The sequence below is a fragment of the Nonomuraea sp. NPDC050547 genome (genome assembly GCF_044457345.1).
Taxonomy (GTDB): Bacteria; Actinomycetota; Actinomycetes; order Streptosporangiales; family Streptosporangiaceae; genus Nonomuraea.
In genome coordinates, this window is the sequence record NZ_JBITGW010000004.1 from 400,625 (window position 1) to 425,275 (window position 24,651).

Annotated in this window: 25 protein-coding genes and 1 tRNA gene; 14 read left to right on the plus strand and 12 right to left on the minus strand. The window is 70.4% G+C overall.

Translation table 11 applies throughout. The features are described 5' to 3' along the window. Nucleotides 1–19 precede the first annotated feature (19 nt). A complete protein-coding gene (locus ACIBHY_RS12620; protein ID WP_397253347.1) occupies nt 20–784 on the plus strand; it encodes a toxin glutamine deamidase domain-containing protein in 765 nt (254 codons plus the stop codon). Next, nucleotides 781–1,050 carry a hypothetical protein gene (locus ACIBHY_RS12625; protein WP_397253349.1) on the plus strand — a complete coding sequence of 90 codons (270 nt, stop codon included), beginning with the start codon at nt 781–783 and terminating at the stop codon, nt 1,048–1,050. The genes ACIBHY_RS12620 and ACIBHY_RS12625 overlap by 4 nt, the downstream gene beginning before the upstream one ends. A 1-nt stretch (nt 1,051) precedes the next feature. On the opposite strand, the gene ACIBHY_RS12630 is transcribed toward ACIBHY_RS12625, so the two are convergent. The 6 genes from ACIBHY_RS12630 to bcp form a co-directional block, all read right to left on the minus strand. Continuing rightward, nucleotides 1,052–3,523, minus strand: a complete 2,472-nt coding sequence (locus tag ACIBHY_RS12630) for an ABC transporter permease (protein WP_397253351.1) — start codon at nt 3,521–3,523, stop codon at nt 1,052–1,054. A gap of 5 nt (nt 3,524–3,528) precedes the next feature. Then, nucleotides 3,529–4,281 carry an ABC transporter ATP-binding protein gene (locus ACIBHY_RS12635; protein ID WP_397306712.1) on the minus strand — a complete coding sequence of 251 codons (753 nt, stop codon included), beginning with the start codon at nt 4,279–4,281 and terminating at the stop codon, nt 3,529–3,531. Nucleotides 4,282–4,390: 109 nt separating this feature from the next. Continuing rightward, entirely contained in the window at nt 4,391–5,041 is a 651-nt protein-coding gene (locus tag ACIBHY_RS12640) for a response regulator (protein WP_397306713.1), read from the minus strand. Nucleotides 5,042–5,044: 3 nt separating this feature from the next. Then, nucleotides 5,045–6,223, minus strand: a complete 1,179-nt coding sequence (locus ACIBHY_RS12645; protein WP_397253356.1) for a sensor histidine kinase — start codon at nt 6,221–6,223, stop codon at nt 5,045–5,047. Between the two features lie 244 nt (nt 6,224–6,467). Beyond that, a tRNA-Leu gene (locus tag ACIBHY_RS12650) sits at nt 6,468–6,551 on the minus strand. Nucleotides 6,552–6,626: 75 nt separating this feature from the next. Next, a complete protein-coding gene (gene bcp / locus ACIBHY_RS12655) occupies nt 6,627–7,100 on the minus strand; it encodes a thioredoxin-dependent thiol peroxidase (protein ID WP_397095071.1) in 474 nt (157 codons plus the stop codon). Nucleotides 7,101–7,179: 79 nt separating this feature from the next. Here bcp and ACIBHY_RS12660 point away from each other — a divergent pair, with 79 nt between their 5' ends. Next, entirely contained in the window at nt 7,180–7,506 is a 327-nt protein-coding gene (locus tag ACIBHY_RS12660; protein WP_184965813.1) for a DUF3618 domain-containing protein, read from the plus strand. 615 nt (nt 7,507–8,121) lie between these two features. Then, nucleotides 8,122–8,898, plus strand: a complete 777-nt coding sequence (locus ACIBHY_RS12665) for a MerR family transcriptional regulator (RefSeq protein WP_397306714.1) — start codon at nt 8,122–8,124, stop codon at nt 8,896–8,898. A gap of 375 nt (nt 8,899–9,273) precedes the next feature. On the opposite strand, the gene ACIBHY_RS12670 is transcribed toward ACIBHY_RS12665, so the two are convergent. Then, complete coding sequence (locus ACIBHY_RS12670) at nt 9,274–10,233, minus strand: GlxA family transcriptional regulator (protein WP_397253360.1); 960 nt, start codon at nt 10,231–10,233, stop codon at nt 9,274–9,276. A 183-nt stretch (nt 10,234–10,416) separates the two neighbouring features. Between ACIBHY_RS12670 and ACIBHY_RS12675 the strand changes: the two genes are divergently transcribed. Then, complete coding sequence (locus tag ACIBHY_RS12675) at nt 10,417–11,652, plus strand: MFS transporter (protein WP_397306715.1); 1,236 nt, start codon at nt 10,417–10,419, stop codon at nt 11,650–11,652. Here the strand turns inward: ACIBHY_RS12675 and ACIBHY_RS12680 are convergent. After that, a complete protein-coding gene (locus ACIBHY_RS12680; protein ID WP_397306716.1) occupies nt 11,612–12,784 on the minus strand; it encodes an erythromycin esterase family protein in 1,173 nt (390 codons plus the stop codon). The two genes, ACIBHY_RS12675 and ACIBHY_RS12680, sit on opposite strands and share 41 nt — an antisense overlap. A gap of 95 nt (nt 12,785–12,879) precedes the next feature. Between ACIBHY_RS12680 and ACIBHY_RS12685 the strand changes: the two genes are divergently transcribed. After that, nucleotides 12,880–13,107 carry a hypothetical protein gene (locus ACIBHY_RS12685; RefSeq protein ID WP_397253366.1) on the plus strand — a complete coding sequence of 76 codons (228 nt, stop codon included), beginning with the start codon at nt 12,880–12,882 and terminating at the stop codon, nt 13,105–13,107. A gap of 50 nt (nt 13,108–13,157) precedes the next feature. After that, nucleotides 13,158–14,378, plus strand: coding sequence for a GNAT family N-acetyltransferase (locus tag ACIBHY_RS12690; RefSeq protein WP_397306717.1), 1,221 nt, complete (start codon nt 13,158–13,160; stop codon nt 14,376–14,378). Here ACIBHY_RS12690 and ACIBHY_RS12695 read toward each other — a convergent pair. Beyond that, nucleotides 14,375–15,568, minus strand: coding sequence for an amino acid deaminase/aldolase (locus ACIBHY_RS12695; protein ID WP_397306718.1), 1,194 nt, complete (start codon nt 15,566–15,568; stop codon nt 14,375–14,377). The two genes, ACIBHY_RS12690 and ACIBHY_RS12695, sit on opposite strands and share 4 nt — an antisense overlap. A 121-nt stretch (nt 15,569–15,689) precedes the next feature. Between ACIBHY_RS12695 and ACIBHY_RS12700 the strand changes: the two genes are divergently transcribed. Continuing rightward, complete coding sequence (locus ACIBHY_RS12700; protein WP_397253372.1) at nt 15,690–16,292, plus strand: DUF6286 domain-containing protein; 603 nt, start codon at nt 15,690–15,692, stop codon at nt 16,290–16,292. Next, nucleotides 16,292–16,792, plus strand: a complete 501-nt coding sequence (locus ACIBHY_RS12705) for a hypothetical protein (RefSeq protein ID WP_397253374.1) — start codon at nt 16,292–16,294, stop codon at nt 16,790–16,792. The genes ACIBHY_RS12700 and ACIBHY_RS12705 overlap by 1 nt, the downstream gene beginning before the upstream one ends. Here ACIBHY_RS12705 and ACIBHY_RS12710 read toward each other — a convergent pair. Beyond that, a complete protein-coding gene (locus ACIBHY_RS12710) occupies nt 16,789–17,397 on the minus strand; it encodes a TetR/AcrR family transcriptional regulator (protein WP_397253376.1) in 609 nt (202 codons plus the stop codon). The genes ACIBHY_RS12705 and ACIBHY_RS12710 overlap by 4 nt on opposite strands. Before the next feature lie 66 nt (nt 17,398–17,463). Here ACIBHY_RS12710 and ACIBHY_RS12715 point away from each other — a divergent pair, with 66 nt between their 5' ends. Beyond that, the gene (locus tag ACIBHY_RS12715) at nt 17,464–17,871 is read left to right on the plus strand and encodes a VOC family protein (protein ID WP_397253378.1); all 408 of its coding nucleotides are present in this window, start codon (nt 17,464–17,466) and stop codon (nt 17,869–17,871) included. A 225-nt stretch (nt 17,872–18,096) separates the two neighbouring features. Here ACIBHY_RS12715 and ACIBHY_RS12720 read toward each other — a convergent pair whose 3' ends face one another. Further along, a complete protein-coding gene (locus ACIBHY_RS12720) occupies nt 18,097–20,523 on the minus strand; it encodes a PKD domain-containing protein (RefSeq protein WP_397306719.1) in 2,427 nt (808 codons plus the stop codon). A 51-nt stretch (nt 20,524–20,574) separates the two neighbouring features. Next, nucleotides 20,575–20,979 carry a winged helix-turn-helix transcriptional regulator gene (locus ACIBHY_RS12725; RefSeq protein ID WP_397306720.1) on the minus strand — a complete coding sequence of 135 codons (405 nt, stop codon included), beginning with the start codon at nt 20,977–20,979 and terminating at the stop codon, nt 20,575–20,577. 80 nt (nt 20,980–21,059) lie between these two features. Between ACIBHY_RS12725 and ACIBHY_RS12730 the strand changes: the two genes are divergently transcribed. The 4 genes from ACIBHY_RS12730 to ACIBHY_RS12745 all read left to right on the plus strand — a co-directional run bounded on the left by ACIBHY_RS12730 (nt 21,060) and on the right by ACIBHY_RS12745 (nt 24,055). Next, nucleotides 21,060–21,875 carry an SDR family NAD(P)-dependent oxidoreductase gene (locus tag ACIBHY_RS12730; RefSeq protein WP_397306721.1) on the plus strand — a complete coding sequence of 272 codons (816 nt, stop codon included), beginning with the start codon at nt 21,060–21,062 and terminating at the stop codon, nt 21,873–21,875. Between the two features lie 35 nt (nt 21,876–21,910). After that, nucleotides 21,911–22,993 (plus strand): serine hydrolase domain-containing protein, encoded by a 1,083-nt coding sequence (locus tag ACIBHY_RS12735; protein ID WP_397306722.1) that lies wholly within the window; start codon nt 21,911–21,913, stop codon nt 22,991–22,993. A 2-nt stretch (nt 22,994–22,995) separates the two neighbouring features. After that, on the plus strand, nt 22,996–23,754 hold the full coding sequence (locus ACIBHY_RS12740) for a MerR family transcriptional regulator (RefSeq protein WP_397306723.1): 759 nt from the start codon (nt 22,996–22,998) through the stop codon (nt 23,752–23,754). Between the two features lie 91 nt (nt 23,755–23,845). After that, entirely contained in the window at nt 23,846–24,055 is a 210-nt protein-coding gene (locus ACIBHY_RS12745) for a hypothetical protein (RefSeq protein ID WP_397253390.1), read from the plus strand. Nucleotides 24,056–24,651: the final 596 nt, after the last annotated feature.

A 24,651-nucleotide genomic window follows, 5' to 3' on the forward strand; every position in this document is an offset into this window, starting at 1 on the left:
ACCTCTACGATCGGGCGTCGTGTTCCGCGACCGAAAGTCCGGCAACCGGTGGAGCCTTCCAGGCGGGCACTACAACCCGCTGGTCGCCGACGGCGTGCGCTGGCGCGACTACGAGCTGGCCGCCGACTCGGCCCTGCCCGGCGGCGTTGACGACTTCACCGGGGAGGACTGGTTCGACCTGCCCGACCGGCCGCCCCGGCTGGCCGAGTGCCGGCCGTACGGGGTGGCGGGCGGGCTGGCGCATCCCGACCCGCAGGTCGAGCAGGACCTGATCCGGGCGGTCCCGTCCGGCAGCCGGTTCCCCGACCCGCGCGGCACCTGGATCCGGCTGATCAACGGCGAGGGGCCGGCCGACGACCCGTTCCGCGCCGGCAACGCGGTGGACTGCGCCCTGGCGGTGCTGTCCACCTGGCACGGCGAGCCCGCGGCGGCCGCGCCCCGGCTTCCCGAGTACGACAGGGTCGGCCGTCCTTTGCTCACCGGAGAGGACGGCGGCATCGCCAGGATGGAGCGCTGGGTCGGCCAGCGGTTCGAGTGCGCGGGACAGGGACGGCACGCCTACCCGGTGATCGCGCGGCGGCTGGTGGAGGCCGGGCACGGGGCGGCGGCGGTGCTGGTGGTGCGCTGGCCGGGCGGCGGCGCCCACGCGTGGAACGCCGTCAACATGTCGGGAGAGGTGATCTGGGTGGACGCGCAGCGCGGGCACATGGCGGTCGAGCCGCCGTACACGACGGTGACGGGCGTGTTCTGCGTGGTCGTCGACCGGCAGGGGCTGCCGCGGTGAACCTCGACCAGGCCCGCGCGGTCGCGGAGGAGTACTTCAACGGCGTCCGCCCGGCCGACGAGGCGGTCTCGGTCGGGCTCCACGCCTTCCGCGAGGGGTACGTGGCCTGGGTCAGGGAGCTCGAACCCGCCGACCCCGTCCAGCTGCCCGAGAGCGTCGGCGGCGGCTGCATCGTCATCGACGGGGCCAGCGGAGAGGTGGCGATCCGGCCGCTGCTCGACCCGGAAACGGTCGCCGAGCAGTGGCCGGGCCGTACCCCCCGATGAGTTAGCCGGCGGCGAGCGAACCGACGATCGAGGCGCGGGCGGCGCGGCGCGCGGGCAGGACCGCGGCGAGCACGCCCGCCACCCCCGACAGCGCCACGAACAGCAGCACCTGCCCGATCGGCAGCTGGTAGACCGCGCCGTCGATCATGGCCTTGACCGCGGCCCAGCCGAAGACGGCGCCGAGCACCACCCCGACCAGCGCCCCGATGAGCCCGAGCACCAGCGCCTCGACCGAGAGCATCCGGCGCAGCTGCGGCCGGGTCAGGCCGAGCGCCCGCAGCAGGGCCGACTCGCGGGTGCGCTCGTGCACCGACAGCGAGAGCGTGTTGGCGATGCCGAGCAGCGAGATGAGGATGGCCAGCCCCAGCAGCGCCGTGATGATCATCAACACCATGTCGAGCGCGTCGTCGAACTGCCCGCGCACGTCGGTGGAGCTCTGCACCTGGACCGTCGGGTACGCGGCGGTGGCCGCATCGACGAGCCTGCGGGCCTGCTCGGGCGCGACGCCGTCCTTGATGTTGACCATCACGCGGGAGTCGAGCGCGCCGGTGAACTGCTTGTCGAAGGACGTCTCCGGCAGCGTGACGCTCGGCAGCGGCGTCTCCTCGCCGTCGAGGAGGGCCACCACCTTGAGCCGCTCGCCCTTCACCGTGATCGTGCCGCCGGTCTTCACCCCGAGGTCCGTGGCCAGATAGTCGGTCAGGGCCACCTGGCCCGGCCCGAAGCCGTCCAGGGTGCCGCTCTTGACGACCGGCTTGAGCGGGCCCGACCAGGTCCCGACGTCGAACTTCTTGCCGCCGACCTTGGCCGTGCCCTCACGGATCGAGACCACCGCGCTCAGCTCGGGCAGGGCGCGCAGCTTCTCGGCGACCTCCCGGGGGACGGTGGGCTCGCGCGACTGCGTCATGATCATGTAGTCGACGGGGAACTGGTTGTCGAGCTTGGCGTCCATCGTCACCCGCGTGGACGCGGTGATCACCGAGATGAGCGTCATCAGGGTCACCCCGATCGTCAGCGCGACCGTGGTGGTGGCGGCGCGCTTGGGGTTGCGGCCCGAGTTGTCCACGGCGAGTCTGCCCGGCACCCCGAACAACTTGCCCGGCACCCAGCCGACCAGCGCGCTGAGCGGCTTGACCAGGACCGGTCCCAGGATCAGCACCGCCAGGAAGGTCAGCGCGCCGCCGCCCATGACGACGAACAGCGAGACCATCTCGCCGGGCCTCATCATCACCCCGGCCGCGGTCGTACCCGCTCCCGCCAGCAGGAACAGCCCGGCGAAGACCATGCGCAGCACACCGGCGCGGAACGTCTGCTCCTCCACCTGCGAGCCCAGCGCCGCGATCGGGGCCACCTTGGTCGCCCCTCGGGCCGGCAGCAGCGCCGCGCCCACCGTGACCACGATGCCGACCGCCAGGCCGATCGCGATCGTCTTCGGCGCCAGCGACACGCCCGCGCCGGTCGGCAGCGGCGCGTCGAAGGCGGCCAGCAGCGTCATCGCCAGCGCCCCCAGTCCGTAGCCGGCCAGCAGGCCGAGCGCCGAGGAGACCACGCCGACGATCGCCGACTCGAACAGCACCGAGCCGAACACCTGCTGCCGGGTGGCGCCGATGCAGCGCAGCAGTGCCATCTCGCGGGTGCGCTGGGCGATGAGGATGTTGAAGGTGTTGTAGATGACCAGCGCCGCCACCAGCATGGCGATCAGGCCGAACAGCAGCAGGCCGACGGTGATCATGTCGGTCGACACGCCCGCCGCCTTCGCCATCTGGTCGGCCAGTTCCTGACCGGTCATGACCACGGCGCCGCCGGCCACCGCGGCGACCGCCTTCTTCAGCGCCGCGGGGTCGGCGCCGGCCACGTCGATCTCCGTGAAGCCCTTCGCGCCGGTCAGCCGCTCCGCCGTGGCCGTGGTGAAACCCACCGCGCCGGTGAAGCCGAGCTCCTGGTCCAGGCCGGGGTCCAGAATGCCGACGACCTTGAAGTCGTGGCGGGCCTGGCGATGGTCGAGCACGGTGACGGTGTCGCCGGGCTTGATGCCCTGCGCCTTGGCGGTGTTCTTGTCCACGACGGCCGCGTGGTCGTCGTTGCCGGGGCCGGTGCCGCTGACGATCGTGGCGCGGGCCAGTTCGCCGGTCGGGATCGAGACGGCGGTGGTCGGCAGGTCGCCGATGGCCTTGCCGTCCTTGCCGAGCAGCGGGGCGGGGCCGCGGATGAGGCCCTGCGCGTCCCGGACGCCGGGGGCCTCCCTGATCTTGCCCAGCAGCGCGGTGGGCAGCGGCTTCTCCGGGTCCTTGGACTGCACCGCGACCGCGACCTTGTCGGCCTCCGCGGTGACCTTCTGCGAGAAGCCCGCGTCGACGGTGTCGGTGAGGACGAACGTGCCCGCGATGAAGCCCACGCCGAGCGTGATCGCCAGCGAGGTCAGGAGCAGTCTCAACTTGTGCGCGCGCAGGCCGGCGAGAGCCGTCTTGATCACCCCGCTCACCCTTCCAGCTTCATGAGGGTGTCCAGCACCGTCTGCGGGGACGGCTGCGCCAGCTCCGAGATCAGGGCGCCGTCGCGCAGGAACACCACGCGGTCGGCGTAGGAGGCGGCCACCGGGTCGTGGGTGACCATGACGATCGTCTGGCCCAGCTCGCGCACACTCGTCCGCAGGAACGACAGCACCTCGGCGCCGCTGCGCGAGTCGAGGTTGCCCGTCGGCTCGTCGGCGAAGATCACCTGAGGCTTGCTGATGAGGGCGCGGGCCACCGCCACGCGCTGCTGCTGGCCGCCGGACAGCTCGCTCGGCTTGTGCGACAGCCGGTCCTTCAGCCCGACGGTCGCGATCACGCGGTCGAACAGCTGCTGGTCCGCCAGCCGGCCGGCGATCTCCAGCGGCAGCCGGATGTTCTGCTCGGCGGTCAGCGTCGGGAGCAGGTTGAACGCCTGGAAGATGAAGCCGATGCGCTCGCGGCGCAGCAACGTCAGCTGCTTGTCACTGAGGCCGGTCAGCTCCACGTCGCCGATGTGCACGGTGCCGCTGGTCGCGCTGTCCAGGCCGGCCAGGCAGTGCATCAGCGTGGACTTGCCCGAGCCGGACGGGCCCATGATCGCGGTGAACGCGCCGGTCGCGAACGACACGTCGACGCCGCTCAGGGCGTGCACCTGGGCGTCGCCCTGGCCGTACACCTTGGTCAGGGCTCTGGCCACCACCGTCGGCGGGGCCTGGCGCCGTGTCTCCGTGAGGGTCACGTTCACTCCTGGGTCGTGGTTCTTCGAACTCGACCCACGCTATGGGCGGAAATTTCGAGATCCATGACCCTTGAGGAGGGACTTCGTGTGCCCCCTGAGATGACCGCGGTCAGCCTTTCGGCCGATGGGAGGGCACGATCAGGCCGGCCTCGTAGGCGTACACCACCACCTGCGCGCGGTCGCGCAGCCCCAGTTTCGCCAGGATGCGGCCGAGATGCGTCTTCACCGTGGCCTCGGCCACGTCCAGGCGGGCGGCGATCTCCAGGTTCGACAGGCCGCGCCCCACCATCAGCAGCACCTCGTGCTCACGCGGCGTCAGCTCCTTCACCGCCGCCGCCTCGCCCGACGGCAGATGCGCGGCGAACCTGTCCAGGACGCGCCGCAACGTGCTCGGTGCCATCGCCGCGTCGCCCGCGTGCACCTGCCGGATCGCCGTCACCAGGTCCGCCGGAGGCACGTCCTTCAGCAGGAACCCCGCCGCGCCCGCCTTCAGCGCCGCGAACGCGTACTCGTCCAGGTCGAACGTGGTCAGCATCAGCACCTTGGGGCCGTTGATCCTCGCCGTCGCCTCGACGCCGTCCATGGTCGGCATGCGTACGTCCATGAGCACCACGTCCACCTCGGTGTGCTCCAGGACCTCCAGCGCCTGCGCGCCGTTCGCCGCCTCTGCCACGACCTCGATGTCGGGCTGGGCCGACAGCACCATCTTGAAGCCCGTGCGCAGCAACTGCTGGTCGTCCACCAGCATCACCTTGATCATGCTTCAGGCCGCCCTCTGCGTCTGGATCGGGAGCCGGGCGAGGACCTCGAAGCCGCCGCCGGGCTTGGGAGCGGCCGTGACGGCGCCGCCGTACATGGTGACGCGTTCGCGCATGCCGACCAGGCCGTGGCCGCCCGCGCTCGCCGGCGCCGCCGCGCCCCTGCCGTCGTCGGTGACCTTGACCACGAGTTCGGCTCTGCCGTACCTCAGCTCGACCAGCGCCCTGGCGGCCGGGCCGCCGTGCTTGAGCGCGTTCGTGAGCGCCTCCTGGATGATCCGGTAGACGGCGAGTTGCTGCCCCTCGGGCAGCTCGCCGGGCGCGCCGGAAACCTGCAGCTCAGCCGGTACGCCCGCGCCCCTGACCAGCTCCTCAAGCTGGTCGAGACCCGGCTGGGGCAGGTAGTCGGTGCCGGGCGTGTCGTCCTGCCGCAGCACCCCCACCAGCCTGCGCATCTCCGCGAGCGCCTCACGCCCGGTCTTGGAGATGTTCTGTACGGCCAGCCGCGCCTGCTCAGGATCGGCGTCGATCGCGAACCCGGCGCCGTCCGCCTGAACCACCATGACGCTCACGTTGTGCGCCACGACGTCGTGCAGTTCCCGCGCGATCCGCGTACGCTCGGCCGCCGCCGCGATCCTGGCCTGCTGGTCACGCTCCCGTTCGGCCCGCTCGGCCCGTTCCTCCAGGCTGACGAGGTAGCGCCGCCGGGTGTTGGCGTAGATGCCGGTGAGCCAGATCGTCGCCACGAAGATCGTCCCGGTGGTGAACATCCCCAGCGACGGACTGTCCCAGTGCACCAGCGCCAGGAAGATCCCCAGCTCGGCCACCAGCCCGGCCAGAGCCGCCCACAGGAAACGCGCCCGGTAGGCGACCGAGAACAACGCCACCAGCACCGCGATGTTGGCCGGGATCGGATCGAGCTTCAGCAGCCACTGCACGAAGCTGATCGACGCGATCACCGCGAACGCCGGAACCGGCCGCGAGCTGCGCCAGAGCAGCGGCAGCAGCAGAATCGCCGACAGCCCCACATAGCCGCCCATCGAGATGTAGGCGCCCGGGTCCTCAGGTCTGAGATTGCTGTACGGCACCGCCGTCAACAGGCACAGGCCAATGAGAGGCGACACCCACAGGGCGTCGACCAGCTTGTCGTGGTGCTGCGACCACGCGCGAAACCTGCCGAACACATCCTCACGATACGTACCACCCGCAGCGCCTCTGTCCGCCTGGAGGTGGAACACGCCGTACGACCCAGGTCTGACATGAACGGCTCTTAACACCCGCCTTACCGGCCTTCCGGCAAGATTCTTCTCGGGAGCGCCTTTCAGAGGCGGGTAAAGGGAGATCGTGATGGTCGATCATGATCACGACGTCGGGCCGGGTGGCGAAGAGGAAGCGCCACCCGGCCCGATCTTTTGTCCGTGGTGGGTGTGCGGGCGGGGGGACTCGAACCCCCACAGTGTCTCCACCAACAGGACCTAAACCTGCCGCGTATGCCGATTTCGCCACGCCCGCGTCCCTGCCGCAGCAGCGGAACTCCCGTATTCTAACTGCCCCGAGGTGGCCGGAAGCACGGGTTTTCCGCGGCCCTCAGTCCAGGCCCAGCTTCTTCTTCAGGCTCGCCACATGGCCGGTGGCCTTCACGTTGTAGAGGGCCTGTTCGATCTTGCCGTCGGCGTCGATCACGAAGGTCGAGCGGATCACGCCCACGACCTCCTTGCCGTACAGCTTCTTGGTGCCGTACGCGCCGTAGGCCTTGTGCACCGCGAGCTCAGGATCCGACAACAGCGGGAACGTCAGCGCGTCCCGCTCCGTGAACTTGACCAGCTTGTCGGTCTTGTCCTTGGACACGCCGAGGACCACGAAGCCCTCCGCGGTCAGCTGCCCCAGATTGTCGCGGAAATCGCAGGCCTGCTTCGTGCAGCCCGGAGTCATCGCGGCAGGGTAGAAATAGAGGATCACCCGCTTGCCGCGCAGCGAGTCGAGCGAGACGGTGCTGCCGTCGGCGGCGGGAAGGGCGAACTCCGGCGCGGCGTCACCAGCTGCCAGCTTGGTTTCGGTCATGACCCAGAACCTACCGGCCTGCCCGGCGTGCCGTACGGTGACCTGACCTGACAGACTGATCGCCTGCGAGAGGAGAGCCATGGCTGACACCGACCCGGACGAGATGGAGCGGCGGATCGCGCAAACGCGCACGGAGCTCGCGCGTACGGTCGACGCCATCGCCGACCGGGTAAGCCCCAAGCGCGTGGCCGAACGCACGGTGGCCGACGTTCGGAGCAGGGCCGGGCACATCGCCACGTCCGTCGGCGACGCCCTCGGCTTCACGGCCCGGCCGGTCCGCATCGAGGACGACCCCGACCACCTTTGGGACGACGAGCCGCCGAGCTTGGCGCCGGTGTTGATCGGGGTGGGGGCGGTACTGGTGGTGGGGGCGGCCATCATGCTGTGGCGCCGGCGGCGCCGCTGACAGGCTCGGGCCTTCGCGGGGGGCGCTTCGCGCTGTGACAGTGGGGCTCTGCCCCACACCCCGGGCGAGGGAGAACCCTCGCGCTCCCCACATGGCTGACGTCCTGCTGTTGCGCCGGGGTGGGCGATCCCTGAGGAAGTGGCCTCGGCACCCGGTGCGTCCGGAGGCCCGGCGGCAACAGGATCCACGCCAGAACAGCCGGGTACTGGGCGGCATCGCTTCCCCAACACCGTAGGCCCTGGTGTGTGACAACTGAGCCGGCGTCGTCGGAGTTTGTGTCCGGGGCTGGCGTGAAGGGTCGCAGAGTCGTGATGCGAGTCGGCTGGGGTCGGCTAGAAGAGCCAGAAACGGCGTCGGCGTCGGCGTTGTTCGGTGATCCGGGCAAGGAACTTGGCTTCCCCGTACTGGCCGCGGTATTGACCTTGAACGTGTCCCGCGGCGGGGCGCAGGTCTGGAGCATCTGCCGGTTCAGTTTCAACGGACGGGGGCTATTCTCGCCCCTGTGATGGCGCGCGACCCGGCCTCGACGATCACCGGTGTCCATAGTTCGGTCCTGCGAGAGGGTCGCGGTTCGGGGGACTGTGGCCGTTCGTGGTCGGGAGGTGTGCTGAGGCGATGGTGGATGGGCTGACGATCGGTCAGGCGGCGGCGTTCGTCGGGGTCACGATCAAGACCGTGCGGCACTATCACCGGCTTGGCCTGGTTACCGAGCCGGAACGTGACAGCTCTGGGTATCGGCGATATCGGTCGGCGGATCTGTTGCGGCTGGTTCAGGTTCGGACGCTGGCCGAGGCCGGTGTGCCGCTGGCTGAGATCGGTGACCTGCTTGACGCTGACTCCGAGCGTTTCGCCACCGCCCTGGACGACGTGCATCGGCGGCTCACCGAGCGTATCGAGGATCTCATCGCGCGCCGTGACACGCTGCACCGTCTCGCTCATGGTGATCGGGTCCTGCTGCCTGATCGGGCCTGCGCGGTTTTGGAGCGGCTTGTTGAGCTTGGGTTTGATTCTGAGTATGTGGCTACGCAACGGGAGGCTCTGGTGCTGGCTCGCGCGCTGGTGCCGGACGTCTTCGCCGGCTTTCTGCGGCAGCTGGAGCAACGGCTCGACGATCCCGAGTTCGTCGAGCTGACCAAGCGTGGCCTGGATGCCAGGTCTTGGGAGCCCGACGACCCGCGGATCGAGGAACTGGCGTCCGCGCTGGCCGACAAGCTGCTGGCCGACCGTGCGCTGCTGGTGATGCCGGACGGATTTCACAACCAGCCTGACGCCGCCTCCCGGTACGGCCTGGTCAACCACCACCGGGAGGACCAGGAGCCGGCTCTCGCCCGGCTCAACGCGCTGGTCGAAGCGAACCTGCGCGCGGCCGGCATCCAGCTCCCGCGCCAGTAGACGCCACCGGGCCCGGCATCGGGGCCTCCGCCTCTCACCGGTACTCAAGCCGACGAAGAGCACGGGCCGGAAGACCGCTCACCTGGTGGACGCCCCCGCGGACCAGCGGGGCGGCGGGGTCTCAGGGCGGAATCAGCCGTCGGGCGATGCGCGGGGCCGGGTGGTTCCGGCGGCGCTGTCGCGCCTGCCGCCGATGAGGCACAGGCTGCGCGTGCCGTTGACGGGGTACGGCCGCGCGTGCCTAGGAGAGGCTGCGTGCGCTGCTGATGGGATACGGCCCGCGTGCTGCTGGTGGATACGGCCGCGCGTGCCAGGTGCAGGCTGCGTGTGTGCCGCCGGTGAGGTACGGGCCGCGCCAGCCGTACCTGCCCGATGTCAGCGGAACGAGCGGCGGTAGGCGGCCGGGGTGGTGTTGAGGGCGGTGTGGAAGCGGCGGCGCAGGTTGACCGCCGAGGAGAGGCCGACGCGGGTGGCGATGGTCTCGACCGGGAGGTCGGTGTCTTCCAGCAGCGCGCGGGTGGTGGCGAGGCGGCGTTCCAGCAGCCAGCGGGCCGGTGGGACGCCGAGCTGGTCGGCGAACTGGCGGGTCAGGGTGCGGGGGGAGACGCCGGAGAAGGCGGCCATGTCCTCGACGGTGATGGGGTCGGACAGGTTGGCGAGCAGCCATTCCAGCAGGCCTGCCAGGGAGTCGGGCATGGGGCCGGTCGTCGGGAGCGGTGGGTACTGGCGCTGGCAGCCTTCGCGGCGCGGTCCGGCGGCGAGCTGGCGGCCGACGCGCATGGCGTGGGAGGCGCCGTGTTCCTGGAGTACCTGGTGGAGGCAGAGGTCGAGGGTGGCGGCCGAGGCTCCGGCGGTGGCGACGTCGCCGTGGTCCACGTAGATGACGGTGTCGTCGGGGACGATGCGGGGGTGGCGCGCGGCCAGGTCGGCGCTGAGTTCCCAATGGACCGAGGCGCGGCGGCCGTCGAGCAGGCCGAGGGCGGCGGGGACGTAGATACCGGCGCAGACGGCGACGATCCGGCCGCCTCTGGCGTGGACTCCGGCGACGGCGTCCAGGACGGCGGGCGTCGGCGAGACCGTCCAGCTGGCGATGATGACGGTGTCGGCGGTGTCGAGGGCGTCGAGGCCGTGTTCGACGTGGATGGGGCTGCCGAGGGTGGTGGTGAGCGGGCCGGGGCGTTCGGCGCAGAGGCGGAAGCTGTAGTGCTGGGGGATCTCCTGCCCCTGGTAGCCGAAGACCGCCGACGCCGAGGTGACCGGGTAGAGCTCCTGGTTCTCGCCGACCAGCGCGACGACGCGGTGCGGGTTGGGCGGGGGAGGCGGCGGAGGGCACACGGGAAGCGTGATGGGAGGCCGCGTCGTCGGCGCCGTCAGGGGCGGCTCCGGGAGTGAGAGCACACGCGGCTCTGGGAGCGAGGGCGCGGGTGGCGCTGAGAGCATGACGCAAATGTACCTAATGATGTCATCTGCGACACCGGTGGTCTGATCTGGAAATATCCAGACTTGTTGCTTATGTGGATGAAGAGTTTCACCCTCTACTTCGGTGCCCGGACGATCTCACTGCTCGGTGACGCCATGATGCCCGTCGCCGCCGCCCTCGCGATCGGTCAGGTGTACGGCATCGCGGGAGTCGGCTCCGTGCTGGCCGTCTGGACCGCCTCCGCCGTCCTTGTCATGCTCTTCGGCGGCGTCCTGGCCGACCGTTTCGGCGCCAGGACCGTGATGATCGGCGCGGACGTGTTGCGTGTTTTCAGCCAGGGCGCGGTGGCGTTCGCCTTCCTTGACGGCGCTCCGCCGTACGCCCTGTTGCTGGCGATGGCGTTCTTGTCCGGCATCGGGGCCGGGATGTTCGAGCCTTCGGTGAACGGGATGGTGCCGCTCGTCTCCCGGGATCCGCAGCGGGCCAACGCCACCCTGAAGATCGCCGAAGCGATCACCCACCTGACCGGACCGGCGCTGGCCGGGATCCTGGTGCTGGCGGCCGGTCCGGTCTTCGTCTATGCGCTGGACGCGGGAACGTTCCTGGTCAGCGCGGTTCTCCTGCTGCTGGTGCGCGTGGCCGTACCCAAGCCGGAGCCCTCGGACGTGCTGAGCGATCTGCGCCGAGGGTGGCATGAGTTCAAGGCCAGAAGCTGGATGTGGTCGGTCATCCTGGTCTGGGTGTTCTGGGGGGTTCTGGTGATCGGACCGTCCGTGCCGCTGTCGTCGCAGGTCATCGGGGCCGACTACGGCTGGGTGATGGCGGCCCTCGGCCTGGGCACGGTGGCCGGTGGGCTGGTCGCGATCCGGCTCCGGCCGGGCCGGCCGCTGGCGGCGGGGGCGGTGGCGTTGTCGGGGTACGTGGCGGTGCCGTTGACGGTCGCCCTCGGGCCGCCGCTGCCGGTGATGATGGCCGGGCATGTGCTCGGGGGTGTCGCACTGGCGTTCTGGTCGGTGATGTGGACGACGAGCGTGCAGACGCAGGTGGCGCCCGACGTTCTCAACCGCGTCTCGGCCTACCAGGTGGCCGGGTCGGTCGCGGGCATGGCGGTCGGCCAGGCGCTGGCGGGACCGGCCGCGTTGCTGGTCGAGCCGCGTACCGTCCTGCTGGGCTCGGCGATGGTGACCGTCGGCGTGGTGGCCGCGCTGCTGCTGATCCGGCCGGTACGGGACCTGGGTCGCCGGCCGGTCGCGGGCGAGCCGATCCCGGTTGGTCAGGGTGCGGCGGGGCCGGTCACGGTTTCTCCGGATCAGCGCGGTGGGCTACCTGGCTGAGGAAGACGATGCCGTCGATCAGCCCGAGATGGGCCGGGTCCAGCGGGAAATAGGCGAAGTCGTGCGAAGTGCGCGAGCTCGGCCGGGTGAGGGATTCGGCCAGAGGGCGGGCATCGACGAGGGCGCGGTCCCAGGGGAGCGCGGACAGGATGCCCTCCACGGTGTCCGGGGGCGGGACCTCGGTGCCGATGGTGCCGAGGGCCGTGGCCAGGAAGGTGTAGCGGTCGCCCAGGTGCGTCTCGGCGATCGCCCCCGCGCCGAACCACTCCAGCGTCTGGTCGCCGAAGCTCATGGCGGCCTTGTTGCGCTGCAGGTGGAGGTTGTGGCCGAAGACCAGGGCCGGGCCGAGTTCGGTGATCGCGCGCAGGTTGGCGGCCATCATCGCGTCCCGCAGGCTCGACAGCCGGCTCCACCTCGCGGGGGAGGAGTCGGCCATCCAGTAGTGGTAACGCAGCAGGCCGACGGCGGTACGCCCGTACAGTCCCGCCAGCTCCCTCTCGGCCAAGCCCAGCCCCGGCGCCTGCGTGTCGAGCAGCGCCACCAGGTCGTCGGCGATCAGCCGCAGTTGCCGCGCCTCGTCGGATCGGCCGATCGACTGGGACGGATCCATGGCCGAGTCCTCGTTCGACCACGGATCGTCCTGGCCGAGCAGCGTGTCGAGCGTTTCCCAGGTGTAGGGGAGCGGGTCGTGGAGGAGGTCGTAGAGTGCGGTGAGCGCCTGCCGCGGGCTCGCCGCCCAATACTCCAGCGGACCGTCGAAGCCGAAGAACCGGATCTTTTCCTCATGCTCCTCGTTGTACGCCCGCATCCATCGCACGAGTTCGCGGTTGCCGGGGAAGGCGCCGAAGCCGTGGCTGAAGCCCCGCTCCATGGCCTCGTCGAGGGTGCCGATTCCCTTCGTTACGTAGTCGTCCACGATCAGGCCCATGAGACAGTCGATTTCGAGCGCGATCGATCGGTAACCCTCATGTTCGACCAGGTGCCGGAAGATCTCGTTGCGCGTTTCCGGCAGCGCGTCCACGCGATGGGTGGCCTCACCCAGGCCGAGGAGCAGAGGCCGGGTGGGCAGAGACTGGAGGAAGGTGGAGATGGCCGCGCCGTCGAGGGGACGGGCTATGTCCTTGATGTCCATGACTTCAACGGTATCGTTGAACATTCGATTGAAACTTTGCCGCGGAAGCAGCGGCGTTCACCCCATGAGACCTTCAATCGGAGAGGGAGGGCGGGATGAACAGTGAGCCCACGTGTCCCCAGTGCCGGGGGAAGCGGGTGCAGTGGGTCGGCGGCATCCCGCTGGCCTGTCACCGCTGCAACAGCCCGGGGTGGGACGACCCGGAGACCGCGTTGCTCCGCCTGTGCCGGTGCTGCCTGGGAAGTGGTGAAGTGGTCGCGGTGGACGAGGAACGCCGCGCTCTGGTGCAGGCCGCGTGCCCGGTGTGCGCTCGGTCGCAGTAGCGCGGAAACTCGATGGACGCACGGCATCGGGCGGTGTCATAGTCGCGGCCGTGAGCACGAACAACCCCGTCCCGCTGCCCGGTGGCCTGGAACTACGCCAGGCGCGGCCCGCGGACCTCGACCAGATCGGCGCCCTGCTCTCCGAGCGCGGCGAACCGGTCGACGCCGTGGACCACCGGCTGGTCGTGGAGGATCCGGAGGCCGGGTGGGAAGCCTGTGCCGTGGTCGTCGACGGGGACCGGGTCGTCTCGACCGCCACGCTGCTCGATGAGAACGTTCGCATCGGCGGCGTGCGGCTGCCGGCCGGACAGGTCGAGCTCGTCGCCACCGACCGCGCGTACGAGGGGCGCGGGCTGGTGCGGGCCCTCATGAAGTGGGCGCACGAACGTTCCGCCGCGCGCGGGCACGTCGTCCAGACGATGATCGGGATCCCGTACTTCTACCGGCTGTTCGGCTACGAGTACGCCATCGACATTCCGCCGGCGCTGAGCGTGCGCCGCCTGCCGCCGGGGGACGGCGCGCCCGCGCTCCGCCGGGCCGAGCCGTCCGACCTCCCCGCCCTGCGGGAGCTGCAGGATGCGGCGCAGAGCCGGTTCGACGTGACCATGCCGCACTCCGCGGCGTGCGCGCGCTGGCTCCTGGCTCATGACGGCAGCAGCACCTGGGTGCTGGAACGGGACGGCGCGGTCGTCGCCTCGGTCCGGGTCCCGCCGCCGGACGGCGAGACCCTGCTCGCCGAGCCCGCCGCGTCCGACGAGGCGGCCGCGCGTGACCTGCTGCGCGGCGTCGCCGCGCTCAGGCCGGACGGCGAGCTGCGGGTCGTCCATCGAGCCGGTACGGTCACCGCCGCCGCCTGGCAGGAGTTCGTGAAGGACGAGCCACGCGAGGAGCCGGAGCAGTACTACGTCCGGATCCCGGACGCCGCGGCGCTGCTCGACCGGCTGCGGCCGCTGCTCTGGCGGCGCCTCACCGAGTCCGGGGTGGACTACGCGGAGCCCGACCTGGTGATCACGACTTTCGGGGCCCACTACCGGATTCCGGTCACCGCCGGCGGCCTCGGCGAGGTCACGGCCGGTGGCCAGAAGCAGGGGCCCGGCCCGATGGGCGCGGCGGTGGCGCCGGACCACCTGCCCGCCCTGGTGTTCGGGGCGCAGGGGATGGAGGGGCTGACCCGCGTCAGGCCCGACGTCTACACGAGGCGGAGAGAGCTGTTCCGGGCCCTGTTCCCGCCGCTCACGGCGGACCTGCTCACGTTCTACGTGCCGTACTAGAGGAAGGTGCGGCCCTCGCCGCGGTAGGTGGGGACCTGGCCGACGAGCTCGTCGCCGTCGATCAGGTGCAGGGCGTCGAAACGTTCGCACAGCTCGCCCGCCTTGGCGTGGCGGAACCAGACGCGGTCGCCGACCCTCAGGTCCTGGGCGGCTTGGCCGAGCAACGGGGTCTGGACCTCGCCCGCGCCCTCGTCGGCCGCGTACCGCAGCCCCGCGGGCAGGTAGGGCTGGGGCAGGCGACTGGGCCCCGCCGCTCCCGAGGCGGGGTAGCCGCCGCCCAGCACGGTCACGATGTCGGAGGCCGGTCGGCGCACCACCGGCAGGGCGAACAGGGCGGCGGGGCGGCCGGTGACGCCGCGGTAGAAGTCGAACAGCCGGGGATGGAAGAACCCGGACCCGGCCGCCACCTCGGTGACGGCCTTCTCGCGGACGGTGCGTTCGACGCTGCCGGTGCCGCCGCCGTTGACGAAGTCGAGGTCGGCGAGCCGGCGGACCGCGTTGACGATACGGCCCCGCCTGATGATCAGCTCGCGGGCCGAACGGCTCTGCATGAGGCGGACCAGACGGGTGTAGGCGGCGCTCCCCGGCGGGTCGTCGCCCACTCCGGCGATCTGGGCCTCGTAGGCCATGAGGCCGCTCAGCCTGAGGCCGGGGCGTTTGGCGATGGCGGCGGCGAGTTCGGCGGCCTGCTCGGGCTCGCGGACCGTGGAGCGCAGCGCTCCGGCCCGGAACTTCCCGTTCAGGGCGACGAACGCGGCGTCGATGTCGATGCACAGCCGGATCTCGTGCCGGGACCGCACCCCGGCCACCGCGTCCTCGACGAGGTCCAGGTGGCCGACGGAGTCCACGGTCAGCACGATCTCGCGGGCGGCCGCCGCGTCAGCCGCCAGGCGGGCCAGCGCCTGCCTGTCGGCGGTCGGATAGGCCACGAGGATGTCCGTGAAACCCTGGCTCACCAGCCACAACGCCTCCGGCAGGGTGAAGGCCATGATGCCTTGGAAGCCGTCCATCGCCAGGATGCGTTCGAGCACCGGTCGCGATCGCACCGACTTGCTGGCCACCCTGATGGGCTTGCCGGCGGCCCGCCGTACCAGATCCGCGGCGTTGGCGCGCAGGGCGGCCAGATCGAGGATCGCGAACGGTGGTTCGAGCGCGGCGGTGGCGCGGTCGTAGCGCTGACGGTCGTCCATGGCTGCAGCGTAACCGGACATGAGCATGATTCGCATTCTTCGGAAGTCCCGTAATGATCCGGCAAACCGGCGGCGGGGAGGGCGACGGGCGGCTATGAGCCGTGTACCCATGGTCGATGTGATGACCACGCTCCAGCAGCGGCTGCCGGGCGCAGCTTCCCTCGCCCAGCCGGAGACTCCGCGCAAAAGGTTCACCCGGGCGCTCAAGCCCGCCCGCGCACCCGTCGGCGTGACGCTCGCGCTGGCGCTCACGGCCGGGCTCGGCCTGACCGCGGCGGAGCTGGTCGCGGCGCTGATGGGGACGCCGCTGGGATGGATTCCGCTGGACCGGGTGCTCGCGGTGGCCGGCCGTACCACGTGGTGGGAGATCTCCTTCGCCGCGCTCGTGCCGGTGATCGGCGGTGCGGGGTTGCTGGCGCTCGCGATCGTTCCCGGACGTTCGCGGCTGGTTCCGGTCGAGACCGCCGACCCGCTGATCGTCGTCGGCATCACCCGTTCCGGGCTGCGCCGCACGCTGCGCGCGGTCGCCCAGGACGTCGACGGCGTGGCCCGCGCCCGCGTCCGGCTGCGCAAACGCGCGATCGAGGTTACCGTGACCACGGGATCGGAGAGCTCGGGCGCGATGCTCAGGCAGGTCGGCACCGCGGTGGGCGATCGGCTGGCCGGCCTCGGCGCGATCTGCGCGGGCGAGGTCGTGGTTCGGCTGCGCACCAGGGGGCTGTGATGCGCCAGTACTCCGGCAACCGGATCGGCCTGGCCGTCGTCGGCACGATCCTGCTCGCCGCCGGCGCCTACGCCTACCTGCGCGGCCAGAACCTGTTGCCGGGCCTGGCCCCGCGCGCGAAGGTCCTGCCTGACGCCGCCGCCGAGTCCGTCGCCGCGCAGCCGTGGATGCTCTGGCTGCTGGCGCTGACCCTGCTCGTGCTCGCCCTGCTCTCGCTGCGCTGGTTCCTGCTCAGCCTGGGCTGGGGCCGCAGGGGCGCGCGCAGCGGGACGGGCACCGCGATGTTGTGCGTGGGCCTGAAGGACGTCGAGGGCCTGACCGGCGCGGCCGTACGCGTCGTGGGCGACGCCGAGCGGCTCAACGTCCACCTGGCCTGCCCCGCGTCGGCCGACGTCGGCACGATCGTCAACAAACTGGACCGCGAGATCGTCGGCCGCATCCGCCGCGAGGTCTGCGAGGACGACCGCGGCGCCGTGGTCCGCCTGCACGTACGGCGCTAAGCGTCCACCGCCTGGGCGCGCAGCGAGTCCAGCAGCCGGGCCAGCGCGGCCTGGGTGTCGGCCAGGTCGCGCGGCCCGCCCGCCGCGGCCAGCCAGAGCGCCGCCTCGTTCATCGCGCCGGACAGCAGGTGGGTCAGCGGCTCGACCGGCTGGCGCGCGATGACGCCCAGCTCGACCAGCCCGGTGAGCGCCTCGCCCAGGTGCCGCGCGGAGTTGTCCGTGTCGAGCTTCCGCCACTGCGCCCATCCGAGTACGGCGGGGCCGTCCACCAGCATGATGCGCTGCAGCAGGGGATCGGTGCTGGCCGTCAGGAACGCCCGGCATCCCGCCACCAGTTGATCCCAGGGCTCCTTCTCGGCGTCGGCCGCCGCGACGACCCGCGCGGCCACCTCCTGCTGCACCTGGTCGAGCACGGCGCGGAACAGCTCGGCCTTGCCGGCGAAGTGGTGGTAGAGGGCGCCCTTGGTCACCCCGGCGGCGGCGACGATCTCGGCCAGCCCGACCGCGGCGTACCCCTGGCCGGCGAACAGCCTCCTGCTCTCGCGCAGCAGCGTGGCGCGCGTTTGCTCACGTTGCTCGGCCCGGGTGCTCACATCGACCTCCATTTGACATACCGACGGTATGCGAGCTAGTTTACGTCGCATACCGATGGTATGCGAAAGGAATTTCTCATGAACGTCAGCAGCTTCTACCCGGTCATCGGCAGCTCCCGGCTGGCCGAGTCGCGTGACTTCTATGTGCGACTGTTCGGGTTCGAGATCACTTTTGAGGCCGATTGGTACGTCAGCCTGCGCCGGGGCGCCCATGAGCTGGCCCTGCTGAACTACGACCACCCCACGGTGCCCGCCGCGTACCGTAAGCCCGCCCAGGGCGTTCTGCTCAACGTCGAGGTGGACGACGTGGACGCCGAGTGGGAGCGCCTCGTGCTCACGGAAGGGCTGAAGCCCGAGCTGGAGATCAGGACCGAGGACTTCGGCCAGCGCCACTTCATCGTCGCCGACCCCAACGGCGTCCTGGTCGACGTGATCACCAACGTCGCGCCGTCGGAGGAGTTCGCCGATGGCTACACCGCCGGGTGACTGGCAAGTCTGGCCGGGGGGTCAGCGTGAGGGCCGGTCGTGAGGGGTACGTCATCCCTTCCCCGACATGGCGAGGAGAACACGATGACCCCTGGTTGCGGCAACTGCAGCTGCTCGGACGCGATGTCCACCGGCACCCCGCCGCGCTGGCAGATCGTGCGCGTCGAGTAGGCCGTCCGCGATGCCCCCGCCCCGCGCTGAAGGGCGGGGGCAACACCCGGCCCGCTACACGTTGATGCCGTTGAGCACGCTCACCTGGAACGCGATCGCCGCGGGCGTGGCGGCGGGATCCAGGCGCACGGCCTCCGCCCTGGCCATGGCCGTGGCGAACGAGGTGTCCGGAATCTGGTCGCCGTCGCCGTCCACGAGTTCGTCCAGCGTGTGGGCGCCGTCGGCGAAGTTCAGCCAGGCCGTCAGCAACTGGGCGTCGAGCTGGCGACGCGGGTCGATGCCTCTCGGCGTCAGGACGGTGAACGCCCGCTCCCTGGTCGAGACGTCCACGACCTCGGAGAACACTCTGCTCATGTGCTCCGCCGTGCGCAGCAGGCAGCCCACGGGAGCTCCGCCGGGACGCATGCGCAGCGCCCAGAAGGCCAGCAGCCTTGGGCCGCCGCCGTCGCCGGTGACGACCAGCGTCGCCTCGTCCGCCGCCTGACCGCCGTCGTCGTCGGCCGCCGTCACGCGCACGCCGTACACGCAAGGCCTGGTCCACGTGTGGCGGGTGACGTCGCGCACGTCGCGCGGCCGCACGTCGGGGCTGGGGTCGGGGTCGGTGCCCGGCGGATCGATCAGGTACGCGGTGCTCGTGCTCTGTCCATCGCCCCAGGTCCAGGTCACGGTCAGGTCGTCGCTGCCCGGATCGGCGCCGCGCACCGCCCACTCCGCCGCGACCCCCGCGCGGGCGACGCGCGTGTCCGGCCCCTCGATGGCCGCGGCCGGCGCGAGGTTGGCGACGGTGACCGCGGCCGTGTCCCTGCCCGTGCGGCCGCCCTGGTCGGTGACGGTCAGCGTGACCGTGAACGTGCCGTCGTCGCCGTAGACGTGCGTGGCCTGCGCGCCCGTGCCCGTGGTCCCGTCGCCGAAGTCCCAGGCGTAGGTGAGCGCGCCCGTCCCCGTCGCACTGCCGGTGAAGGCGACCGGCGCGTTCTCCACTCCGGTGTACGGTCCCCCGGCCTCGGCCTTCGGAGCCAGCGCCTGCTCGACACGTTCGCGGATCTCCGCCGCGACCTCACCGGTGATCTCCGGTGGCGTCGGCGAGTGCGTGCCGTCGGCGTAGTCGGGGTCGTCGCGGAAGTTGTAGTCGAGATTGGCCCAGTCGTCGTGCCCGGTCAGCGTCTGGCCGGGGCTGGCGCGGCAGTCGTCGAAGCCGAGGTTGTTGATGTCGACGGAGACCCGCTCGGGGTCCTGGCCGTTCTTCTCGTTCCAGTCGAGCGAGCCGTTGGCCTGCGCGCTGCTCAGGCCGCCGGCGCCGCCGTCCGCGCTCCAGAACGTGAAGTCGGTCCCGCCGGCGCCGACGCCGTCGGACTCCAGCAGCGAGTTCTCCTTCAGCTCGGTCAGCGCCCCGCGGGAGTAGTCCAGCCGGTTCGGCCCCGTCACCTGCGGGATCAGCGTGGTCTGGAAGGAGTAGCCCATGATGCTGATGTAGTTCGGCTTGCAGTTGGTGTCGTCGGCGCCGCCGTGACGCAGGCCCAGGTTGTGGCCGAACTCGTGCATGAGCGTGCCCGCCTGCTCCCGGACGTTGCCGACGTGGTGGCCCGCGGTGTCCACGGCCCAGGGCGTGCCGCCGAGCGTCACCAGCACGTCGTTGCCGTTGATCTCGGCCCGTCCCGACGAGTTGCCGCCGTCGCGCGTGTGCCCGAACAGCACGTAGTGGTAGACCTTGCGTTTGGCCTCGATGACCTCGGGTCTGGCCCGCTGGGCGGCCGTGCCGAACGCGCCCGCCTTGATCGTGTCGTACTCCGTCCACGTGGTCACGTCGTTCTCGTGGGCGAGTTCCTCGTCCAGGTCGATGTGCAGGGTGATCCCGGTGCTGCCGTCCGGGTTGATCACCGGGGCGGCGGCGAACGCGGCCACGACGTTCTGGCCGGCCACGGGCAGCAGGTCGTGCTGCTGCATGTGATCAAGCTCCAGGAAGATGTCCCTGCGGCGGCGGTTGGCGCCGGTCAGCGTGAGGTCGGCGACGCCGTCGTCGTTCCCGTCGATGCCCGAGGTCTCCCATTCGTCGAGAATCCCGTCGAGGTCGGTGTCGCCGCTGACGGTGAGCCTCGTCGTGCACGTGGCCAGGATGGTCGCGCCCGTGTGCGACGAGGTGACCTCGATCGTGATGTCGTCGGTTCCGATGGGCGCCGCGCCCGTCGTGAGGTGCGTGTTCACGTTGACCCCGGTGCCGCCGCCCACGTTCCTGACGAGGTAGGTGTGGCGGGGGCCGTAGAAGTCGTTCTCCAGCATCACCGCGGTGAACGTGGTGTCGGGATCGCTCGCCGTCGGATTGCGGAAGCTGAAGTCGAGTGCGAACGTTTCACCGGCCGCCAGGGTCAGGTGCCGCCCGCTGAACCCGCAGCCCGCGGCGGGCGTGGCGAGCACCGCCCCGCTCCGGCCGGGATCCACCGCGATGAGCGCCGCTGCCAGGAGCAGCACCATGGTCGTTTTCACGCCAGGGAAGATCACCCAGCGAAGATCATCAGAAACCCCGCATCAGGGAATTCAACGCTCATATCTGGATCGCGACTCGTTGATCTCCGCCTTGTGGCGCACCGCCCAGTCGGCGAGGGCGGACACCGGTTCGAGCAGCGTCCTGCCCAGCGGCGTCAGGCTGTACTCGACACTGGGCGGCACCGTGGGGAACACCTCCCGGCGCACCAGCCCGTCCACCTCCAGCCCGCGCAGCGTACGGGTCAGCATGCGCTGGCTGATGCCCTCGATCGAGCGGTGCAGCTCGTTGTAGCGACGCGGGCCCTCGCCGAGCAACGCCACCAGCAGCAGGCTCCATCGGTCGCCCATGCGCCGGAACACCCCACCGACCGGGCACTCGTCGAGTTCCGCCAGGGGCACCGGCCGAGGCAGCTCGTGAGCCTGGATGGAGGGGACACGCGTGTTCGTACCTGACATCAAACTGCCTTCTTCCGGCCTCCGGCGTGCGTACCGCACGATGAGTGTCGCTGACAACGAGCCTATGGAGGAGAAGCGCCGTGCCCAAGACCGTGATCATCAGTGGCGGCACCGACGGCATGGGCCGCGCGACCGCTCTGGAACGGCTCGCGCGCGGCGACCGCGTCACCGTGATCGGCGGCAACCAGGCCAAAGGCAAGGCGCTACTCGCCCACGCCAATAACCCTGACCTGCACTTTCTCCAAGCCGATCTCTCCTCGATCGCCGAGGTGGAGCGGGTCGTCACCCACCTGCGCGACTCCCACGACGCCATCGACGCGCTCGCCCTGTTCGCCAACCGCGTCAGTCCGAGACGGCGGGAGAGCGCGGAGGGGCTGGAGTTCACCTTCGCCCTGTACTACCTGAGCCGCTACCTGCTCAGCCACCGCCTGATCCCGCTGCTCGACGCCGCCCCCGCTCCGGTGATCATCAACGTGGCCGGAGTGGGCAACACGGCGGGCGGGATCGTCTGGGAGGACCCGCAGCTGACCCGCCGCTACGGCCAGATCCGCGCCCAGCTCCAGGCCGGCCGCGCCAACGACCTGCTGGGCGTGGCCTTCGCCGACAGCGCCGGCAGCAAGGCCCGTTACGTGCTGTATCACCCCGGCTTCACCCGCAGCGGCACCGGCCACCAGAATCCGCTGGTCAGAGGCTCGCTCAAACTGCTGGCCCGGCTCTTCGCCCGGCCCGTCCCCGACGCGGTCCGGCCGATCGTGGGCTGGATCGACCAGCCCCCATCGGCGGCGCTTTCCGCCGTCGACCGGGGCCGGGAAGTCGACCTGTCGCTGAAGACGCTCGACCCGGCGGACGCCGCCCGATTGGCCGCCTATACCGAGAAACTGCTCCAGAGGGCTTGACCCTGACCCTGCGTCAGGGGTCGAGCATCGGATCCATGACCAGCACATACGACAGATCAGTCCTTGAGGCCGATCTTCAGGCCATCCATGACAAAGGCATCCCCGGGCTGCTCGCCGCGGTGCACACCGGCAGAGAAATACTGACCGCTCACTGCGGCACGACCTCCGGCCGGCCCATCGCCCACGACAGCTTCTTCCGGATGGGCAGCACGGGCAAGACCTTCACCGCCACCGTGGCGCTCCAGCTCGTCGGCGAAGGCCGGCTCTCCCTCGACGACACCGTCGAGGACTGGCTCCCCGGCGTGGTACGCGGCAACGGCAACGACGGCGCCAAGATCACCGTCCGGCGGCTGCTCCAGCAGACCAGCGGCCTGCCCGAGTACATCTTCGACGTCCCGATCTGGACCGCGGCGGACTTCCGCGAGCACCGCTACGACTCCTACACCGCCGAGGACCTCGTGGCCCTCGCCATGCGCCACGAACCCAACTGGATCCCGGAACCCGACGACCAGCGCTGGAGCTACTCCAACACCAACTACACGCTGACCGGGATGATCATCGAGAAGGTCACCGGGAACCCGCGACCACAGGAGGTGAAGGACCGGATCCTCCGCCCCCTCGGCCTCGACCGCACCTTCTCACCGGGCGGCGACCCCAAGCTCCCGGACCCGCACCCGACCGGCTACACCGCATTCCCCGACAGCCCCGAGCCGGTCGAAACCACCGAATGGAACCTCACCCCGGCCGGCGCGGCAGGCGACCTCATCACCACGATGCCCGACCTCCTGCGGTTCTGGCAGGCACTGCTCGGCGGCGAACTCCTGAACCCGGCCGAACTCGCCGCCATGAAGCGGACCGTCCCCGCCCCCGAATGGGACCCCGTCTTCCCCGGCGCACGCTATGGCCTGGGAATCGCCCAGCTCCAATCCCCCTGCGGCCCCTATTGGGGTCACGCGGGAAACACCCCCGGCCACACCACCCACAGCGGCTTCACCGAGGACGGCCGCCGCGGAATGGTCCTGCTCACCACCCTGTGGGCCCCCAACGAGAACGCCCTCCCCATCGAGAAGCTCATCAACGCCGCGATGGACCACCTCATGTGCGGCGCGAAGATATAGAGGTGCTCACCATCGGTCAGCTCGCCGCTCACGCCGGCGTGACGGTACGCGCCGTCCGCCACTATCACCATCTCGGCCTGCTGCCCGAGCCGGAGCGGGACGCCTCCGGATATCGCCGGTACGGCGCCGCCGCCGTCGTCGACCTGATCCGGATCAAGACCCTGGCCGACGCCGGCGTCCCGCTCGCCCGCATCGACGAACTCCTCCACGCGAGCCCCGGCCACTTCGCCGAGGCCGTCACCGAGATCGACGACTCCCTCGCCGAAAAGATGGACCAGCTCCGCGAACATCGCAGGCGCATCTCCGAACTGGCCGCCGGAGACCGGCTGTTCCTCCCGGGGGACGTCGTGCGCATCCTCGACCGCGAGCGCGCCCTGGGCGTTGGCGAGGCTCTGGTACGCGTGGAACGCGACGTCTGGATCATGCTCACCGCCCAGACCCCCCAAGCCGTGCCCGAATGGGTCGCCGTCAAGAGCGCGGCCCTTGACGATCCGGCATTCGTGGAGCTCTACCGGACGATCTCCCACGCCCTGGACTGGCCTCCCACGGATCCACGACTGCCCGGCCTCGCCGAACAGATCACGACATGGCACCACCGAAACCTCGACCGGCCCGGCCCCGGCTCCACCGTCCCGGCCGACCTGATGTTCTCCCACGTCCTGCAGTCATCACCGGCGCTGAGACGGTTGCTGGCACCCCACCCGGCAGACCCCTCATGGCCTGGTCCAGGCGACGGCCTGGAAGAGAACGCCCCGCGATGACCGGCGAGCGGCCGATCGCTCACGGCTTCCGCGTCACCAAGATCGTGCTATCTTCCTGGGTCCTGTGGCGGCCGAGGGATGTGGGGCGACGATGTTCACGTACGAATTCGGTGTTGTCGAGTGGCTGTGGGACACGAACGCCATCCGGGTCAACCTGCCGGGCGGCAACGAGCGCGTGTTCTCCGGCAGCTACGACGAGGTGGTCGCGGTACTTTCCGAACTCGGCGGCCAGGGCTGGGACGTTGCCACATGTGCCGCCCAAAGCAACTGGCTGTTCTGGACCATGCGGCGCCAGCGCTGACACCCCGCATCGCCACCACAATGTCTGGTTGAACTCAACATCGCGACATGAGCGCCTCCGGCTGCGAGGCGCTCGGCATTCGAGCCTCTCAACCCTGGCGCGACCACCATGTCAGTCACGTGGGGGCGCGAGGGGTATCCCTCGCCCTTGGGCGTGGGATTGCGCCCCACTGGACGCTGCCTGAGCCCACCGTGAAGACCTTGCTATCAGCCATTCAATGGCGTTGACGGCCAAGGCGCCGCGTGAGGTCTCCTTGTACCTGTCGAGCATGTCCCTCCCCGGGCCGCGCATCGTCTTACGGCTATGTCCGTTCGTACGGTTCGCGTTTCCCGGTGGTGATCAGAGGCTCGGCCGGACCACCCGAATACGCACACCTCGACACCTTCAAACACGGTGATCGTGTACCAGGTGGTGACGTCGTCGCTGACGTGGTTCAGCTCACAGGCGTTGGGAACGCCCTCCACAGGGTCACGAGCGTAGGCCGCGCTGGCCAGGTCGCGCAGCCCTCAGGCTGTGCCTCGATCTGTTCCCACGCTCGCTTTGGACAGGCGATACGTCGGTCAGGCGCCAATGCCCCACTCTGCGGCCAACTCATC